Origin of the sequence: Teichococcus wenyumeiae (assembly GCF_003696345.1) — a bacterium.
Classification (GTDB): Bacteria; Pseudomonadota; Alphaproteobacteria; order Acetobacterales; family Acetobacteraceae; genus Pseudoroseomonas; species Pseudoroseomonas wenyumeiae.
In genome coordinates, this window is sequence record NZ_RFLX01000008.1 from 124718 (window position 1) to 142522 (window position 17805).

Genomic DNA, 17805 nt, shown 5'->3' on the forward strand with positions numbered 1-17805 from the left:
GCCTCCAGCGTCTGCTGCCGCACCTGTGTTGCCCACCGCCAGATAAAGGCGCTCGGACGGATCTGCTCCCTTCTCAGACATCTGGGTAGCCGATCAGCTTTCACACCGCGGGCATGCGCCTGCGGCCATACACGGCCAAGGTCATGTCACAGGTGGCGGGCGCGCCCCTCCACTCACCGGGCACCAGCCTGCATGTTGCATTCGGTTGTCAGGCGCAACCAGTTGGCATGGGCAAACCCGGCCTTCTGGGCCTCATCGAGACCGCAGTTCTGCAGGAACCGTTTCGCGTCGTGGCCGGGACGGTACTGGTACGGGAAGTCGGTGGAGAACAGCAGGCGGTCGTGGCCCACGACGGCTGCGGCGCGCTCGAGATAGTGCGGGAGGAACATGCCGCTCGCCGTGACATAGAGGTTGCGGCGCAGGTAGGTGCCGATCGGATGAGCCAGACCGGAGACCCGGTCCATGGCGGCGAGGCGCTCGGCATAGAACAGCACCAGCTCGCCCCAGTGTCCCAGGATCACCTGCAGGCGCGGCATCCGGTCGAAGGTGCCTGCCAGCACCAGTCGAATGAACTGGATGCCCGCGTCGTAGTGCCAGCCAAGCCCATAGGAGGCGAAGGCGGCATCGATCTCGGGCTTGAAGCCTGAATAGTACGCGGCCCGCACCGCCGCCTCGGGCGTGCGGGGATGCAGCAGGATCGGCGCGCCCAATGCCTCGGCGCTCCGGAGGATGGGCGACAGGAACGGATCGTCGAGGCTGCGCGACCCCACCCTGCCGCACAGCATGGCTCCCTTGAAGCCGAGCGTCCGGACGCACCGCTCAAGTTCCAGGGCGGCTTCCTCCGGCATGGCGACCGGCAGCGTGGCAAAGGCCTGGAACCGCGTTGGATGACGCGCGACCGCCGCCGCCAGGGCGTCGTTGATGCGCCTCGCCATGTCGACACTGTCCGGCCCGAGGTCGTGGAGCGCGGGCGTGGTCAGCGACAGGACCTGCACGTCCAGCCCGGTCTCGTCCATCAGGGCCAGCCGCTCCTCGGCGAGGTCGAGCAGCCGGTCCTCGATGATGCCGGAATGCACCGCCACGCTCGGGTCGGCCGCTTCCAGGCCGATGGCGTGCCATGCATCCCGCACTTCGGACGTGAGGAAGTGCTCTTCGATACCGATCAATTTCATTGCTGCCACCTTCTGGCGTTTCAGTGCCTCACCGGTGCGGCATGGGCGGTCTGTGCCGGTCAGGACGACAGCAGATATGAAGGCACCGCCAAGCGGCGCCAGACGCATCGCATGCACATGATCGTTGCACGCGGCGCCTGTGCCGGGCAGCCGGACCGGCCTACCAATAAGCCATGGACAGTGTCGACCTGAACCTGCTGACCGCGCTGGACGCGCTGCTGGCCGAAGGAAGCGTGACCGCGGCGGCACGCCGCCTGGGCCTGAGTTCCTCCGCCATGAGCCGGACGCTGGCGCGGCTGCGTGCCACGACCGGCGACCCGCTGCTCGTGCGCGCCGGTCGCAGGCTTGTACCGACACCCCGGGCCGCGGCACTGCGCGACCAGGTGCATGCGCTCGCCCATGACGTCCGCACGGTTCTCAGCCCGCGGCACGGCCGCCTGGATGTCGCCGCGCTGGCGCGGACCTTCACCATTCGCGCCAGTGAAGGGTTCGTGGAACTGTTTTCCGTGCCTCTGGTGGCTGCCGTCACAGATGCGGCGCCGCGTGCCTGCCTGCGGTTCGCGCCCAAGCCCGACAAGGATGCCGGTCCTTTACGGGAGGCGCAGATCGACCTTGAGGTCGGGGTTCTCGGCGCCTCCGCTCCCGAGGTGCGCACCCAGGTCATCTTCCGCGACAGCTTCGTTGGCGCGGTGCGGGCAGGACATCCATTGCTGGCGGGAGCGGTGACGCCGGAACGCTATGCCGCCTGCCAGCATGTCGTGGCCTCGCGCAAGGCCAGCTTCAGAGGGCCGGTCGACGAAGCCCTGGAGGCTCAAGGGCTGCACCGGGCGATTGTCGCCGTCATGCCCGGATACCGCGACGCGCTGCGCATCGCGCGGCAGTCGGATCTGGTCGCACTGGTGCCACGCGCGTGCCTGGGCAAGGACATGACACGCGCTGACCCGCCGCCGGACGGGCTTGCCAGCTTCGAGCTCCCCGTCCGCACACCGGAGATCGTCGTGTCGGCGATGTGGCACCCGCGCCTGGACGCCGACCCGGCCCATCAATGGTTGCGCGGCACCCTCATGGCGGTGTGCCGCAACATCGTGTCGGCCCAACGACGTTCGGCAGATCAGGGACGATCAGCTTCCGGGCCGCCTTGACCAGACGGGGACAACAAGCACCGGCGGAAAGCGCTTGCGGGTCGTTGGCGGCTTCTGCGCCTTTCCCGCGGAGAGCTGCCATTCCGCTGTCGGCCAGCATGGGTCGGCTGCTTCGCGCCCATTCCGATCGTTGAACATGTGCATCCAGCTTCCTGGGAGCAGACATCACCCGTCGGGCGCTATGTCGCCCGATCAGGGCAATTCGCCCTGCCAGGGGCGAGGAGCAGCAACGCCACCGGAATAGCGAAATTCCGTTGTGGCAGACTGGCCAGTCTTATCAGGCCTCCTCTCAGGCGGCCTTGGCCGCTGCCCGCGCGGCGAGCTTCTCTTCCTCGGTCCAGACTTTGCGCTCGCGCTTTTCCTGCGGCTTGATCTGCTTGACCGGCCCGCCGCCCAGCACAGGGGGGCGCATGGTCGAATTGCGCGCCGCTTCCGAATGCCACGGATGATCGGCCTGCACGGTCAGAGCGCGGCCGATTTCCCGCTCCACATCCCGCAGCCAGGCGCGCTGCTCGGCATCGCAGAGCGTGACGGCGAAGCCGCTACGCCCCGCGCGGCCGGTGCGGCCGATGCGGTGGACATAGCTTTCCGGCAGGCTCGGCAGGTCATGGTTGAAGACATGCGTCACGGTATCGACGTCGATGCCGCGCGCCGCGATATCCGTCGCCACCAGGACCTGCACGGTGCCGGCACGGAAGGCGTCCAGCGCGCGCTCGCGCTGGCCCTGCGACTTGTTGCCGTGCAGCGCCTCGGCCGTGATGCCCGCCTCGGTGATGAAGGCGCAGACCTCGTTGGCGATGTTCTTCTGCAGCGTGAAGACCACGGCCTGGCCGATCCCGGGCGCCCGCAACTGCGCCAGCAGCGCCGCCTTCTTGTCGGCGGCATCGACGAACATGACCGACTGCTCGATCCGGTCGACGGTGGTTGAGGGGGGCGCGATCTCGACCTTCGCCGGGTCGCGCAGCAGGCTCTCGGCCAGAGCCGCGATGGATTTCGGCATCGTTGCCGAGAACAGCAGCGTGTGCCGGTCCTTCGGCAGGGTCGCCACGATGCGCTCGATTGGCTTGGCGAAGCCCATGTCGAGCATCTGGTCGGCCTCGTCCAGCACCAGCGCCTCAAGCTGCGACAGGTCGCAGAGGCCCTGGTCGATCAGGTCCAGCAACCGCCCTGGCGCCGCCACGATGATGTCCACACCCGCCTTGAGCGCATTGACCTGGTGGAACTGGCTGACGCCGCCGAAGATCGTTGTCACGCTGGGCCGCAGATGGCGGCCGAAGCTCTCGAAGCCATCGGCGATCTGAGAGACCAGCTCGCGCGTCGGCGCCAGGACCAGAACGCGGGCGCCGCCCTTGGGTGCCGGGCGGGGCGCCATGGCCAGGCGATGCAGCAGCGGCAGCGCGAAGGCGGCGGTCTTGCCTGTGCCGGTCTGGGCCATGCCCAGCAGGTCACGGCCCTCCAGCAGCATCGGGATCGACTGCGCCTGGATGGGGGTGGGCTTGGCGTAGCCTTCCTCGGCCAAGGCGCGCAGCAGGGACGGCGCCAGGGCAAGGTCGGCGAAAGTCATGGGCATGGTCAAGCGGCGCCTCCGGCGCTGGATAAGGCTGCGCCTGTTCGGGCTTCGCTGGTTCAGGGAGGCGGGCTTTTACGAGTGATGCTGCACTGGGTCAACGCGAAGAAGCAGGGGGTCGAGGAGGTCCTCTCCCCACCTGCGACGGTCACGAACCCTCTCCCCTGAACCGCCGCGCTTATCGACGGGGCAAGCCGGGACTGTCAGGAGCCACTCGGCAACCTTGTCCAGCACGGCATCCGTCACAGCGCTGACCAAGTCGGGCGAGACGCCGATGCCATAGAGATCGCGCAGGTGGCCCTGGATCTCCCGCGTGCTCATGCCCCGGGCGTACATCGAACACTGCGACCGACAGCTTGTCGTTGAAGCCTGGAAAGCGGCGCTGGTACTTGGCAATCAACTGCGGGTCGGAGGTCGCGAGCCGGTCGCGCGGGATCTTTAGGTCAAGCTTGCCCGTGCCGGCCAGCACCGTCTTGCTGCCATAGCCGTTGCGGCCGTTGGATCGGCCATCAGGCTCACCGCCGTCGGGATGATGGTCCAGCTCGGCGTTGAGTACCCGTTCGGCCAGGGCTTCTTGAACCCGTCCAGGAGACCGCTATCGGCCAGGGCCGTCGCGGGGCGAATCCGGCCAGGAGCTGATCCAACAGCTCATCCAGGATCAGGGGCTGTTTGCGTCGCGGCATACGATGGCTCCCTCAACAGCACCGTACGATCCCAAACACGGAATTTCCGACAGTCCCGCTGAAGGTGATCCTGACGCTCATCCCAGCGTTTGAGTATCATAGGGCGTTCACCGTCATCGAACCGAGTGCTGCTGCCCTGCTTCTATCGGAATCGCCACCGCTGTGATCGCCTCCGGCCCATGAGCACCTTGGAGGCTGCCGTGTCTGCACCCAGACCCATGGCGGCTTCGTCGCCTAGGAGGGCTTTACCTCTGCGCCGGATCGGCCGGATCTGCGGCAGGTACTTCTGCTCGACGAACTCGGTCAGTGACGGCGGTGAGCCACGCCGCGATGTCGCGCAGTCCCTGAGCCGCCGTGGCTGGTGTTCACGTCCAGCCCGGCGCGGAAGCAGAACGGCCTGCCGGCGTCGAGGATGACCCTCCACCCGGGCAGCAGCCCGCCGGAAGGCATGGCGGCACGGGAGAGGACGGCGTAGCGCCCGGCATCGTCGCGGCGCAGCACGACGGTGGCGAGGTTCGGAACCTTGGTCATGGTGTGATCCTGCAAGGAAAATAGAGGCGCGCTCTGCTGAAGTACACTGGAGTGTCTCAGGCTGGGCAGCACCATGACATGTGGTCGAGAGTTCAGGCCGAAGCGCGCAGATGCACATGGCGATTCAGCATCCTATTATGCGGGATGCGCTGCTTGTGGCTGCGGCGTGACAAAATATGGGCCTGATGCTGCGAGCGGTCGTGGCTTCGCGGAAGCAGTTGCTGTCCTAGCCCTTGTCGCGGTCCGGGGCGCGGGCATGCGGCAAGGTACCGAGCATCGGCGCTGCGCCTTTGTGGTCGCTCATCTGGGTATTCGGACAGCATCGCCAGTGGCGGCCTCACTCATCCGAAACCGTGTGCAGCTTGGAGTTCAGGCCACCCTTGGTGCGCCCCATATGGCGGGGAACAGTCTCTTTGCAAGCAAGCCAGCTGCCGTGCGGTGCGCCTTGAGGTGAATGGCGCCGATCAGCAGCCGATACGGCTGGCCTTTGCATCCCGCAAGCCTAGAGAAGATGCGGTTGAAGACACCTATGCGACTCCTGTGAACAAAGTGGTTCCATAGAGTCTTGTGCGGGCTGCACATGGTAGGAGCATCGCGCCAGCACAAGCTGTTATGGATGGTGCCGCCGACTGCGCGCTGATCATCCACTCGCTGCGCCTCCATACGAAAGCGGTATGTTGGACGCGATCCGCTGGATCTGCGCCGCCGTCTGCCAAGACAGGTCAGCCATGGCAGCACCTTCTGTCACCATGGAATCACGGCAGGATCAAAGCGCGAGAACCTCGTTGATAGATCCTGATCCTGGCATTGCGGCATCTGGCGCTCAATCACTCATCCGGCAGGTGATTGGCGCATTTCGGGGCATTATCCTGGAAAACATGTCTTCATGGACTGAGCGGTGTTAGTTCTCTATGGCAACAACAGGCAGTAATATCATCTGCCGGAGCACGGTCATGTCCCTGGACCTATCTGTCGTATTCGGCCTGTTGGCAGCGGCGATCGGCATGTTCGCCTGGGGCCGCCCGCGTGTGGATGCGGTCGCATTGATCATGATCGTTGCCCTGCCGCTGACCGGCATCCTTACCGTTCAGGAAGCGCTGGCCGGTTTCAGCCAGCCCAGTGTTGTGCTGATCGCTGCCCTTTTCGTGATCGGCGAAGGGCTGGTCCGGACCGGTGTCGCCAGCCGCCTGGGAGATTGGATCGCTTCCCGCACGGGCGGCAGCAGCGGCAGGCTCATGACGATGCTGATGTTGGCCGTCGCGACGCTGGGCTCTGTGATGAGTTCCACCGGGGTGGTCGCCATCTTCATCCCCATCGTCATGCGCATCGTCATGCGGCTGCGGATCGCACCCGGCCAGATCATGATGCCGCTGAGCTTCGCCGCCCTGATCAGCGGCATGATGACGCTGGTGGGAACGCCGCCCAATCTGGTTGTGAACAGCGCGTTGCTGCGGGAGGGATATGCCGGCTTCGGCTTCTTCAGCTTCACACCCTTCGGGCTACCGATCCTGCTGCTCGGCATCGCCTACATGACTGTGGCGCGTCGGTGGCTGGCGGATGCGGAGCCGGAGGAAGCGGGGCGCCACGGCCAGCCGACCCTGGCGCAGCTCATCCGGGATTACGGCCTCATCGAGTCCTCCCACCGTCTCCGCATCAAGGCTGACTCGCCGCTTGCCGGGCATAGCCTTGAGGCGCTGCGCCTGCGCGGCGCGCATGGCCTGATTGTCATGGCCGTCGAGCGCCCGCGGCGCTTCACCTCCACCTTCCTGAATCCGGCCGGGGAGACGGTGCTACGCGCGGGTGATTCGCTGATCGTCCACTTCGCCGGCTCTGAAGAAAGTATGCTGGCGCTTGCCGCCCGGCTGGGCCTGCAGCATTCGCCGCTTCGCGATCTCGACACGATCCGCAAGCCACATCCCATCGGCCTGGCCGAGGTGATGATTCCCCCTGACTCTCCGCTCTCCGGCAGATCGGTGCTGGAAGCCGAGTTCCGCTCCACCTACGGGCTGACGGTGGTGGGACTGCGCCGCGGCCGGACTGCCTGGGGCAAGGGTGTGCTGGAGGAAAAGCTGCAGGCCGGAGACACGCTGCTGCTGGTTGGCCCCTGGGAAGAGCTTCGCCGCTCCCAGCGCGGCAAGCGGAGCTTCCTGCTGCTCAGCCAGCCGGCGGATCTGGAGGAATTGTCCCCTGCCGCCGACCGCGCGCCGCAGGCCCTGCTCAGCCTGGCCGTGGTCATCGTGATGATGGTCAGCGGCGTGCTGCCACATGTGCAGGCCGCCTTGGTCGGCTGCCTGATGATGCTGGGCTTCCGCTGCATCGACATGGACAGCGCCTACCGGGCCATCCATTGGCAGACCATCGTCCTGATCGGCGGCATGTTGCCCTTTTCCCTGGCCCTGCAGAAAACCGGCGGCATCGCCATGGCGGCGGATGGGCTGATCAATCTGGTGGGAGAAGCAGGACCTTACGCCCTGCTGGCCAGCCTGTTCGTGGCGACGGCTCTGACCGGCCTGTTCATCTCCAATACCGCGACGGCCGTGCTGATGGCGCCCGTCGCCATCGCCACGGCGCGAGAGCTGGGTTTCTCGCCCTATCCCTTCGCCATGATCGTTGCCCTGGCTGCCTCAGCAGCCTTCATGACGCCGGTATCCTCGCCGGTGAACATGCTGGTCATGGGGCCAGGACGCTATCGCTTCGGTGACTTCCTGCGTATCGGCGTGCCCTTCACCGTGCTGGTGATGGTGGTGAGCCTGGCGCTGGTGCCTTTGCTGCTGCCCGTGCGGTAGTTCCCGAACTTGCAGGCTGGCGCAGCGCGGCAGTTCCGCCGCCCGGGCCACCTGCGCGATCCGCCGGCCTCGGCGCCCGTTCTTGCGTTTTCGCGAAGAGTTGCTCCACGTCCTCCCGATCGCAGGATTCGGTGCTTGGCGTGATCAGGGTCGCTGCGCCAGCTGCCGTGCCTCGCCACACGGCCTTGCGCCGGTCGTAGCCCCGCACAAGCCTAACAGAATACCGCGACCATGCTGTCGCCGACGGCGCCACGCACCGGGACATCCAATGCTGGACCGGGAGATCGAGGTCGGCTTGACGGCACTCTCCACTCTGGCCACCTCACCTGCCCTGGCCCATGGCGGCACAGCGTCGAGATCTGCTGGTTCGTGAGCTGAACCACCACGTCAAGAACATGCTCGCCATCGTGCAGGCGCTGGCTGCGCAGACCGCGGCGGGCGCTGGCGGCAAGCCTGACCGGTTCGTTCAGGACTTCGCGCGGCGGCCGCGAACCCTGGCGCAGGCCCATGGCCTGATGACCGGATCTGATTGGGAGGGTGCTGAGATGGGCACGCTGGTGGAGGCTGTTCTCGCAGCCTGGCGCTGCACGGGCCGCATCGTGGTGCCGGCACCTCAATATTTCCGCATCTCAGCGCATCAGGCGCAGGCGTGGTGCTCGCCCTGCACGAAACTCGCCACCAATGCGTCAAGTATGGTGCCCTGCCGTTGGAGAGCGGGCGGGTGGAGGTCATGTGGCGGAGCCCGGCCTGCACCGGCGCATCATCCTGCGGCTGGAGAAGCATGAAGCGGGCATCGGGGGTAAGCCGCCCAGCCTGGACAAGCTCGCCGCGGACTCCCGGCAGAGGGGGGCGCCTTGAGGAGCGGCCTTACACTCTTGCCAGAACGCCCGGAAGAGTTCTGCCAGAGCCCGCTCTTGTCGCCTTGAGATGATAATGCCGAAAACCGCGCCCGGCACATACTGACCCAGGGCGCACATCAGTCCGCTTGGACGGCTTTGCACCTCAGGAGCAAACTGGCGGCTATCGGCCAATGCCCGCCGAAACAGGTGTATGCAGCGTGGGACGCCCAAACGCGAAAAGCCCGGCATCTCTGCCGGGCTTTTCGATAAGGTCCTGATCTTACTCAGGAAAGACTGGCGCGCCCGAAGAGATTCGAACTCCTGACCCCCAGATTCGTAGTCTGGTGCTCTATCCAGCTGAGCTACGGGCGCCGTCCAGTGAGGGGGGAAATAGCCAGGAGCGGCGCCGAGCGCAACAGGGGCCGGCCGGAACTCGTCATCTTTTTTCACCTTGGCCGCAGATTTCTTCCGCAACCCAGGCTGCGGGGTCGTGGCACCAGAGCTGGAGTGGCGGCAGTGTCAGGATTTTTTACGCATGGTGATCCTCGCCATAAAATTCGCCAACATTCCAACGTCTTAAAATCTGGCACATGTCTTGCGAGGAAGGCTGCATCTTCTTCTCATGCCAAAAGGTGTCCAGAGATGCGTTTATGGAGCGTTCCGTTCGTCGGCGCCGTTATGATGTTCATGAGTGGCGCCAGCCAGGCCGCTCCCCTCACCGCCGGCGAGATCCTGGGCAACTTCAACGCGGTGGTCTTCGGTGACTTCACCAGCAATTCGGACGTGGAAGGGCGGGCCGCCATCGGTGGCAACATGACGGGCGGCGCCACCTTCTATAATCAGCCGCGCGGCGGCGCGGTGGCGGGCTATGGCGCGCTCAACGTCGCGGGCGATGTCTCGCCGGGCACATACAACGTGAACAACGGTGGCAGCGTCGTGGTGGGCGGCAGCAACGGCGGCCGCTTCAATCTCAATGGCGGCGGCACGCTGACCACCGGCACGGCGAATTTCGACGTGGCCGATTTCATGGCGCCGATGAGCGCGCTGGTGGAACAGCTCACCGGCCTGCAGGCCAACAGCAACATCGGTGCCGGCGACCTCAACAACGTCGCCTTCAACGCGGCGCCGGATGCCGCTGGCCTGGCGGTCTTCTCGACCAGCACGGCGGCGCTGCAGAGCTTCCGCAACATCAACTTCAACCTGAACGGCGCCGACACCGTCATCGTCAATGTCAGCGGCAGCGTCTTCCTGGACACGGCCAACTTCAACGCGGGCGCGGAGGTCAACCAGCGCGTCATCTGGAACTTCTACGAAGCGACGGTGCTGAACTTCGACCGCTTCTGGCACGGCTCGGTGCTGGCGCTGAACGCAGCCGTCACCAACAGCACGCCGATCGAGGGCACGCTGGTCGCCGCCTCCTTCAACGGCCGGGGCGAGCTGCATGACTACGGCTTCAAGGGCACCCTGCCCCCGGCCGATCCGAGCGACCCTGTGCCGGTGCCGGAGCCCAGCTCGATGCTGCTGCTGGCGAGCGGCCTGATCGGCCTCGGCGTCGCGCGGCGCCGCCGCGCCTGAGGCGCGGAAAAGCGGGGCGGGCCGGAAGCCCGCCCCGGAGCGTCAGGCGGCGAGCTTGTCCAGCTCCCGCAGCACCGCGTCGCCCATGACGCTGGTGCCGACCCGGGCGGTGCCGGGGCCCATGATGTCGGCGGTGCGCAAGCCACCGGCCAGCACCTTCTCCACCGCCGTCTCGATCATCTTCGCGTCTTCCTCCATGCCGAAGGACCAGCGCAGCAGCATGGCGAGGGAGAGCATCTGCGCGCAGGGATTGGCGATGCCCTTGCCCGCGATATCCGGCGCCGAGCCATGGATCGGCTCGTACAGCGCATTGCGGCGGCCGGAGGAATCCGGCGCCCCCAGCGTGGCGGAAGGCAGCATGCCGAGCGAGCCTGTCAGCGCCGCTGCCAGGTCCGACAGCACGTCGCCGAACAGGTTGCCGGCCAGGATGACGTCGAACTGCTTCGGCCGGTTGGCCAGCTGCATGGCGCAGTTGTCGGCATACATGTGGCTCAGCTCGACATCCGGGAACTCGTTCTTCCCGACCTCGCTGACCACGGCGCGCCAGAGGCGGCCGGACTGCATGACGTTCGCCTTTTCCACGCTGGTCAGGCGGTTGCTGCGCTTGCGGGCCAGGTCGAAGGCGACGCGGGCGACGCGGGCGATCTCGTCCTCGGTATAGACCTCGGTGTCGATGCCGCGGCGCTTGCCGTTCGGCATGGTCTCGACGCCGCGCGGCTCACCGAAATAGATGCCGCCGGTGGTCTCGCGCACGATCATCAGATCAAGGCCGCGCACCACATCGGGCTTCAGGCTGGAAGCATCCACCAGCGGGTCCAGCACCACGGCGGGGCGCAGGTTGGCGAAAAGGCCGAGCTCCTTGCGCAGGCGCAGGATGCCCAGCTCCGGACGCTTCTCGAAGGGCAGGCTGTCCCACTTGGGGCCGCCGACCGAGCCGAAGAGCACGGCATCGGTGGCCAGCGCGCGCTCCACCGTCTCATCCGGGCAGGGGGAGCCGGTGGCCTCCAGCGCGGCGCCGCCGACCAGCCCTTCCTCCAGCGCGAAGCTCACATGGCGGCGGCGGTCCATCCAGTCGATGACGCGGCGCACTTCGCGCATCACCTCGGGCCCGATGCCGTCACCGGGCAGAACCAGCAGCCTCTTGTTCGCAGTCATATCGGTTCGCGCGTCCTTATCAGCGGTAGAGCCAGGGCTGCGCGGCCTGCTGCCGCGCCTCGAAGCTGTCGATGGCCGTGCCGCGCTGCATGGTCTGGCCGATGTCATCCAGGCCGTTCAGCAGCAGGTGGCGGCGCAGCGGGTCAATCTCGAAGGGGATTTCCTCGCCATTCGGGCGCACGACCACCTGCCGCTCCAGGTCCACGGTGATGCGCGCATTCTCGCCCATCTTCGCGTCTTCCATCAGCGCGTCGCAGATCTCGCGCGGCAGCTTGATGGGCAGGATGCCGTTCTTGAAGCTGTTGCCGTGGAAGATATCGGCGAAGTCCGGCGCGATGACGCAGCGGATGCCGAAATCCAGCAGCGCCCAGGGCGCGTGCTCGCGCGAGGAACCGCAGCCGAAATTCTCATGCGCGATCAGGATCTCCGCATGGCGGTAAGGCTCCTGGTTCAGCACGAAATCCGGGTTCTCGCTGCCATCCTCCCTGTAGCGGAGATTGGCGAAGGCGGCCTTGCCCAGGCCCGTGCGCTGGATGGTCTTGAGGAAGCGCGCGGGGATGATCTTGTCGGTATCGACATTCGCCATGGGCAGCGGCGCGGCGATACCGGTCAGGGTGGTGAAGGCATCCATGGTTCAGGCCATCTCCCGCACATCGGTCAGGTGCCCGGTGATGGCGGCGGCGGCGGCCATCGCGGGGCTCAGCAGGTGGGTGCGGCCGCCGGGACCCTGGCGGCCTTCGAAGTTGCGGTTGGAGGTCGAGGCGCAGCGCTGGCCCGGCGTCAGCTTGTCCGGGTTCATGCCCAGGCACATGGAGCAGCCGGCCTCACGCCATTCGAAGCCGGCCTCCTTCAGCACGATGTCCAGCCCCTCGGCCTCGGCCGCATGCTTCACCAGGCCGGAGCCCGGCACCACCATGGCGCGCACGCCCGGGGCCACGGTCTTGCCGCGCACGATCTCGGCCGCCGCCCGGATATCCTCGATGCGGCTGTTGGTGCAGGAGCCGATGAAGACCACATCGACCTTCAGCTCGGTCAGCTTCTGGCCCGGCGTCAGGCCCATGTAATCGACCATGCGCTGCAGCTGCGCGCGGCGCGCCTCGTCCGCCGCCTCGGCCGGGTTGGGCACGGTGGCGGTGATGGGCAGCACGTCTTCGGGGCTGGTGCCCCAGGAGACCATGGGCACGATCTCGGAAGCGTCGAGCACCACTTCCTTGTCGAAATGCGCGCCTTCATCCGAAGGCAGGCTCTGCCACCACTGGATGGCGCGCTCCAGCGCCTCGCCCTGCGGGGCGAAGGGGCGGCCCTTCACGTATTCGAAGGTGGTCTCGTCCGGCGCGATCATGCCGGCGCGGGCACCGGCCTCGATCGACATGTTGCAGACGGTGAAGCGCCCGGCCATGTCCAGCGCGCGGATCGCCTCGCCGGCATATTCGATCACATGGCCGGTGCCGCCGGCGGTGCCGATCTTGCCGATGATGGCCAGCACGATGTCCTTGGCGGTGCAGCCCGCGGGCAGCTTGCCGTTCACCGTGACGCGCATGTTCTTGGCGCGCTTCTGCAGCAGCGTCTGGGTGGCCAGCACATGCTCGACCTCGGAGGTGCCGATGCCGAAGGCCAGCGCGCCCATGGCGCCATGGGTCGAGGTATGGCTGTCGCCGCAGACAATGGTCATGCCCGGCAGGGAAAGCCCCTGCTCCGGCCCCACGATATGCACGATGCCCTGCCGCGCGTCGGTCAGCGGGATATAGGGCACGTCGAACTCGGCGACGTTCTTCTCCAGCGTCTCGACCTGCAGCCGGCTCTCGGGGTCCTCGATCTGGCCGGTGTAGCGGCTGGCATCCGTGGCGATGTTGTGGTCGATCACCGCGACCGTGCCATCCAGGCGCCGCACCTTGCGGCCCGCCATGCGCAGGCCCTCGAAGGCCTGCGGGCTGGTCACCTCATGCACGAGGTGCCGGTCGATATAGAGAAGCGCGGTGCCGTCCGGGAGGGTCTCGACGACATGCGCGTCCCAGATCTTGTCGAACAGCGTACGCGGCTTCGTGGCCGACATCGGCATTTCCTCAACAAACGAAACACAGGCACGCCACGGGCAGGCGGCGTGGTGCCAGGGAAGATAGGGTCCCGCACCGGGGCATTGAAGCACCGGCCTCGGGTGCCAGCCACCATGGCTGACGCGATCCTCCCCCGGGCACAGCACATAACTGTCGTGAAGCGCGCTGGAAAGGGTCTTAATCTTTCGTCAGATCGGATGCTGCGGCAAGGAGCCGAAAGCGTGACCATGCGGCAGCATGGCCCGCAGCGCCAGCCATTCCGGCGCGCCGTCCAGCCCCCGCACCAGGCGGCTGAGCTGGCTGTAGCCGGCGAAGAAATCCGGCTGGCCGTAGATATTCTGCGCCATCGCCTCCCCTCTCCCGGCTGGAGGGCAGTGCAGCGCAGGACCGCCAGAAACGCAAACGCCGCCCCGGAGGGCGGCGTCGCGAAAGGCAGCGGCAAGGCCGGGGAAGTGTCCCCGGCGCCGGCATCAGCCCTGGGTCTTCTCCGCGCGCGCCACCACCTTCTCGGCGATGCGGGCGGACTTACCCGTGCGGCCACGCAGGTAGTACAGCTTCGCGCGGCGCACCTTGCCCCGGCGCAGCACGGCGATCTCGGCCACGTTGGGGGAATAGAGCGGGAAGACGCGCTCCACACCCTCACCGTAGGAGAGCTTGCGCACGGTGAAGTTGCTGTGCAGGCCCTTGTTGGAGCGCGCGATCACCACGCCCTCATAGGCCTGGGTGCGGGTGCGCTCGCCTTCCACGACCTTCACCATCACGCGGACGGTGTCGCCAGCGGCGAAGTCGGGCACGGCGCGGGCGGAGAGCAGACGGTCCTTCTGCTCGGCGTCGAACTGCTGCAGCAGGTTCATGGGTTCAGTCCTTCGACAAAAACGCGTTCAGTTTGAAAGAGCCCCCGCCGGGGTGCGGCGCGACCAGAGATCCGGCCGCCGCTCGCGCGTCGCCGCCTCCGCCATGCCACGGCGCCAGCGCGCCACCTCGGCGTGGTGGCCGGAAAGCAGGACATCGGGCACAGCCCGCCCATCCCACTCCGCCGGCCGCGTGTAATGCGGGTATTCCAGCAGCGGCGCGCCACCCGCGGAGAAGCTTTCCTCCTCCGCGCTCGTCGCCCCGCCCATCACACCCGGCAGCAGCCGCACGCAGGCATCCAGCAGCACCAGGGCCGCCGGCTCGCCTCCGCTCAGCACATAGTCGCCGACCGAGATCTCGCGCATGCCGCGCGCCTCGATCACCCGCTGGTCCAGCCCCTCGTAGCGGCCGCAGACCAGGATGATCCCCGGCCCCGCCACCAGCTCCCGCACCATCGCCTGGTCCAGCAGCCGCCCGCGGGGCGTCATGTAGACCAGGGGCCGCGCCACGCCATCGGCCAGCGCGGCGGCGCAGGCGGCATCCACCACGTCCGGCCGCATCACCATGCCGGCGCCGCCGCCGAAAGGCGTGTCGTCCACCGTGCGGTGCTTATCCGTCGCGAAGTCGCGGATCTGGAGGGTGTCCAGGCTCCACTTCCCCTCGCGCAGGGCGCGGCCGGCCAGGGAATGCCCCAGCGTGCCCGGGAACATTTCCGGAAACAGGGTCAGCGCGGTGGCGTGCCAGCTCATCCGACAACACCCCCGCGCGGCGGGCGCGGGTTGCCCCGGCGCGGCACGTCCTGGCGTCGCGGCAGCGCGTGGGCATCGTCGAGCACGTCCTCGGAAGGCGCGGTCTCGATCCCCTCGGGCAGCGCACCATCCTCGGGCGGCACCACCAGCAGCCAGCCTTCCGAGACCTTCACCTCCGGCACGGCGGCCCGGGTGAAGGGCACCAGCAGATCCTTGCCGCCATCGGTGACGATGGTGAGGAAGGCACCGGCGCCGAAATCCTCCACCGCCCGCACCTGACCCAGATCCTGCCCGGCGGCATTCCGCGCGGAGAGGCCGATCAGGTCGGCGAGGTAGAATTCCTCCTCCTCCGGTGCCGGCAGGCGGTCGCGGTCCACGTAGAGGCGGGTACCGGTCAGCTTGGCCGCGACGTCACGGTCGGTGATGCCGTCGATGCGCGCCAGGCCGCCGGGCAGCCAATGCAGCACATATTCCTTGCCGCCCTCGTCCGAGAGCGGGCCATAGCCGGCGATATCCGCCGGCTCGGCGGTAAAGGACTGGACGCGGACAAGGCCCCGCACACCGTGCGGCCGTCCGATCTCCCCCACCAGGATGCGCTGCTTGGCCATGGCGTCAGGCTGCTACCGAATGCCTGTTGCCTCAGGCCGCCGCGGCGGCGGCAGCGGCGCGCTCCTGCGCCTTCTTCTTCGGCGCGGACTGCTTCGGCTGCTCGCGGAACACCGGCATCGGCGCCAGCTCGGCCTTGCCGAGGAACTTGGCGACGCGGTCGGTGGCAACGGCGCCAACGCTCAGCCAGTGCTTGATGCGCTCGTCGAACAGGCGCACGCGCTCGGCATGGTCGGCCGGCAGCATCGGGTTGTAGCTGCCAACCTTCTCAATGAAGCGGCCATCGCGCGGGGAGCGGCTGTCGGCCACCACGATGTGGTAATAGGGGCGCTTCTTGGCACCGGCGCGAGCGAGGCGGATCTTCAGGCCCATAGTGTTTTCCAGTCTTCCAGTGTCGCTAAGGGTTGTTCATCAGAAGGGGCGCTTGCCGCCCCCCATGCCAGGGAGCAGCGCGCCGAGACCGCCACGCATCAGGCCCTTCTGGCCGAGCTTGTTCATCCGCTTCATCATCGCGGACATGTCGTCAAACTGCTTCAGCAGCTTGTTGACTTCCTGGACGGTGACACCCGCGCCGGCGGCGATGCGCTTCTTGCGGGAGGCCTTCAGGATATCGGGGTTGCGGCGTTCCTTCTTCGTCATGGAGCCGATGATGGCGGCCTGACGCGTCAGGATGCTGTTGTCGAGCTTGGACTCGTCGATCTGGTTCTTCAGCTTGCCGATGCCCGGCAGCATGCCCAGGATGCCCGAGAGCGAGCCCATCTTGCCGATCTGCTTGAGCTGCGAAGCATAGTCTTCCAGGTCGAACTGACCCTTCTGCATCTTCGCGGCCAGCTTCTCGGCCTCGTCGCGGTCGATGGTCTCGGCCGCCTTCTCCACCAGCGAGACGATGTCGCCCATGCCGAGGATGCGGCTGGCGATGCGGTCCGGGTGGAAATCCTCGAGCGCTTCCAGCTTCTCGCCGGCGCCCATCAGCTTGATCGGCGCGCCGGTGACGGCACGCATGGAGAGCGCGGCACCGCCGCGCGCATCGCCGTCGATGCGCGTCATGACGATGCCGGTGATGCCGACGCGCTCGTTGAAGGCGCGCGCGGTCTGCACCGCGTCCTGGCCGGTCATGGCATCGACCACCAGCAGGCTCTCGTGCGGCTTGGTGGCGGCCTTGACCTGCGCCACCTCTTCCATCAGCGCCTCGTCGATCGAGAGGCGGCCGGCGGTGTCGAGGATGACGACGTCGTAAAGCTCGTTGCGCGCCACCTGCATGGCACGGGCGGCGATCTCCAGCGGCGTCTGGCCCTGGACGATCGGCAGGCTGGCGACGCCCGCCTGCTTCGCCAGCGTCTCCAGCTGCAGCTGCGCGGCGGGGCGGTGCACGTCGAGGCTGGCCAGCAGGACCTTCTTGCGGTCCCGCGTGCGCAGGCGCAGCGCGATCTTGCCGGAAGTGGTGGTCTTGCCCGAGCCCTGGAGGCCGACCATCAGGATCGGCACCGGCGCCGCGGCCGCCAGGCTGATGCCCGGCGCCGCCGGCTCCACGCCCTCACCTCCGCCAAGTGCTTCCACCAGGCAGTCGTTGACGATCTTGATGACCTGCTGGGCGGGGGAGACGGACTTGATGACATCCGAGCCCACGGCGCGCTCGCGCACCTTGGCCACGATGTCCTTCACCACCGGCAGCGCGACATCGGCTTCCAGCAGGGCGATGCGGACTTCCCGCGACGCCTCGGCCACGTCGGCTTCCGTCAGCGCGCCACGGCGGCGCAGCCTGTCGAAAACCCCGTTCAGCTTGCCGGACAAAGCCTCGAACATCGTGGCCGCCGTTGCCCCTTCATGCGGATGCGTTGACACCCGCCCAAAACAAAACGCGCCGCTGCGCGAGTCTTCGCGGAGCGACGGAGCCGGGCACCTCATGCGCTCCGACCATTGAATACCCACCGGATAAACCGGAGGGCCGCACTGTGTAGCCGGACGGCACCCGCCGGGTCAAGATTGCAGAAGGTAACGCTCAGGCCACGGCCGCAACCCTGCCCTGCCCCCGCTGTTCTATCCCCAGAGCCGCGCCGAGGCGTGGCCGGATGGCAGTCCCGCCACCCACGAGCC

Annotated in this window: 16 protein-coding genes, 1 tRNA gene and 1 pseudogene; 4 read left to right on the plus strand and 14 right to left on the minus strand. The window is 67.1% G+C overall.

The window, feature by feature from the left end; genetic code table 11:
* Nucleotides 1–173: 173 nt before the first annotated feature.
* On the minus strand, nt 174–1280 hold the full coding sequence (locus EBE87_RS12845; RefSeq protein ID WP_233553207.1) for an amidohydrolase family protein: 1107 nt from the start codon (nt 1278–1280) through the stop codon (nt 174–176).
* Between the two features lie 65 nt (nt 1281–1345).
* Here EBE87_RS12845 and EBE87_RS12850 point away from each other — a divergent pair, with 65 nt between their 5' ends.
* A complete protein-coding gene (locus tag EBE87_RS12850) occupies nt 1346–2314 on the plus strand; it encodes a LysR family transcriptional regulator (protein ID WP_120638410.1) in 969 nt (322 codons plus the stop codon).
* 289 nt (nt 2315–2603) lie between these two features.
* Here the strand turns inward: EBE87_RS12850 and EBE87_RS12855 are convergent, their stop codons facing one another.
* The 3 genes and pseudogenes from EBE87_RS12855 to EBE87_RS12865 form a co-directional block, all read right to left on the minus strand.
* The gene (locus EBE87_RS12855; RefSeq protein WP_120638418.1) at nt 2604–3884 is read right to left on the minus strand and encodes a DEAD/DEAH box helicase; all 1281 of its coding nucleotides are present in this window, start codon (nt 3882–3884) and stop codon (nt 2604–2606) included.
* 207 nt (nt 3885–4091) lie between these two features.
* Nucleotides 4092–4564 (minus strand): annotated as a pseudogene (locus tag EBE87_RS12860) (transposase); the annotation flags it as partial.
* 303 nt (nt 4565–4867) lie between these two features.
* Entirely contained in the window at nt 4868–5095 is a 228-nt protein-coding gene (locus EBE87_RS12865) for a hypothetical protein (RefSeq protein WP_147426056.1), read from the minus strand.
* Nucleotides 5096–6048: 953 nt separating this feature from the next.
* Here EBE87_RS12865 and EBE87_RS12870 point away from each other — a divergent pair.
* On the plus strand, nt 6049–7881 hold the full coding sequence (locus EBE87_RS12870; RefSeq protein ID WP_120638408.1) for an SLC13 family permease: 1833 nt from the start codon (nt 6049–6051) through the stop codon (nt 7879–7881).
* Nucleotides 7882–8219: 338 nt separating this feature from the next.
* Nucleotides 8220–8666 (plus strand): HWE histidine kinase domain-containing protein, encoded by a 447-nt coding sequence (locus tag EBE87_RS12875; RefSeq protein WP_120638407.1) that lies wholly within the window; start codon nt 8220–8222, stop codon nt 8664–8666.
* A 349-nt stretch (nt 8667–9015) separates the two neighbouring features.
* Here the strand turns inward: EBE87_RS12875 and EBE87_RS12880 are convergent.
* Nucleotides 9016–9092 (minus strand) — tRNA-Arg (locus EBE87_RS12880).
* Nucleotides 9093–9407: 315 nt separating this feature from the next.
* Between EBE87_RS12880 and EBE87_RS12885 the strand changes: the two genes are divergently transcribed.
* Nucleotides 9408–10295, plus strand: coding sequence for a choice-of-anchor A family protein (locus EBE87_RS12885; RefSeq protein WP_158600877.1), 888 nt, complete (start codon nt 9408–9410; stop codon nt 10293–10295).
* A gap of 42 nt (nt 10296–10337) precedes the next feature.
* On the opposite strand, the gene leuB is transcribed toward EBE87_RS12885, so the two are convergent.
* The 9 genes from leuB to ffh all read right to left on the minus strand — a co-directional run bounded on the left by leuB (nt 10338) and on the right by ffh (nt 17514).
* Entirely contained in the window at nt 10338–11450 is a 1113-nt protein-coding gene (leuB, locus tag EBE87_RS12890) for a 3-isopropylmalate dehydrogenase (RefSeq protein WP_120638406.1), read from the minus strand.
* Nucleotides 11451–11469: 19 nt separating this feature from the next.
* Nucleotides 11470–12081 carry a 3-isopropylmalate dehydratase small subunit gene (gene leuD, locus EBE87_RS12895; protein WP_120638405.1) on the minus strand — a complete coding sequence of 204 codons (612 nt, stop codon included), beginning with the start codon at nt 12079–12081 and terminating at the stop codon, nt 11470–11472.
* Between the two features lie 3 nt (nt 12082–12084).
* Nucleotides 12085–13509: a 3-isopropylmalate dehydratase large subunit gene (gene leuC, locus EBE87_RS12900; protein ID WP_120638404.1), complete on the minus strand. Its 1425-nt coding sequence runs from the start codon at nt 13507–13509 to the stop codon at nt 12085–12087.
* A gap of 183 nt (nt 13510–13692) precedes the next feature.
* Nucleotides 13693–13851 (minus strand): hypothetical protein, encoded by a 159-nt coding sequence (locus EBE87_RS12905; RefSeq protein WP_199707379.1) that lies wholly within the window; start codon nt 13849–13851, stop codon nt 13693–13695.
* Nucleotides 13852–13974: 123 nt separating this feature from the next.
* Complete coding sequence (gene rplS / locus EBE87_RS12910) at nt 13975–14358, minus strand: 50S ribosomal protein L19 (RefSeq protein WP_120638403.1); 384 nt, start codon at nt 14356–14358, stop codon at nt 13975–13977.
* Nucleotides 14359–14385: 27 nt separating this feature from the next.
* Nucleotides 14386–15105 carry a tRNA (guanosine(37)-N1)-methyltransferase TrmD gene (gene trmD, locus EBE87_RS12915; protein WP_120638402.1) on the minus strand — a complete coding sequence of 240 codons (720 nt, stop codon included), beginning with the start codon at nt 15103–15105 and terminating at the stop codon, nt 14386–14388.
* On the minus strand, nt 15102–15713 hold the full coding sequence (gene rimM / locus EBE87_RS12920) for a ribosome maturation factor RimM (protein ID WP_120638401.1): 612 nt from the start codon (nt 15711–15713) through the stop codon (nt 15102–15104). Before rimM ends, trmD begins: the two co-directional genes overlap by 4 nt.
* Nucleotides 15714–15744: 31 nt before the next feature.
* Nucleotides 15745–16083, minus strand: coding sequence for a 30S ribosomal protein S16 (gene rpsP / locus EBE87_RS12925; protein ID WP_120638400.1), 339 nt, complete (start codon nt 16081–16083; stop codon nt 15745–15747).
* Between the two features lie 39 nt (nt 16084–16122).
* A complete protein-coding gene (ffh, locus tag EBE87_RS12930) occupies nt 16123–17514 on the minus strand; it encodes a signal recognition particle protein (protein ID WP_120638399.1) in 1392 nt (463 codons plus the stop codon).
* Between the last annotated feature and the right edge of the window lie 291 nt (nt 17515–17805).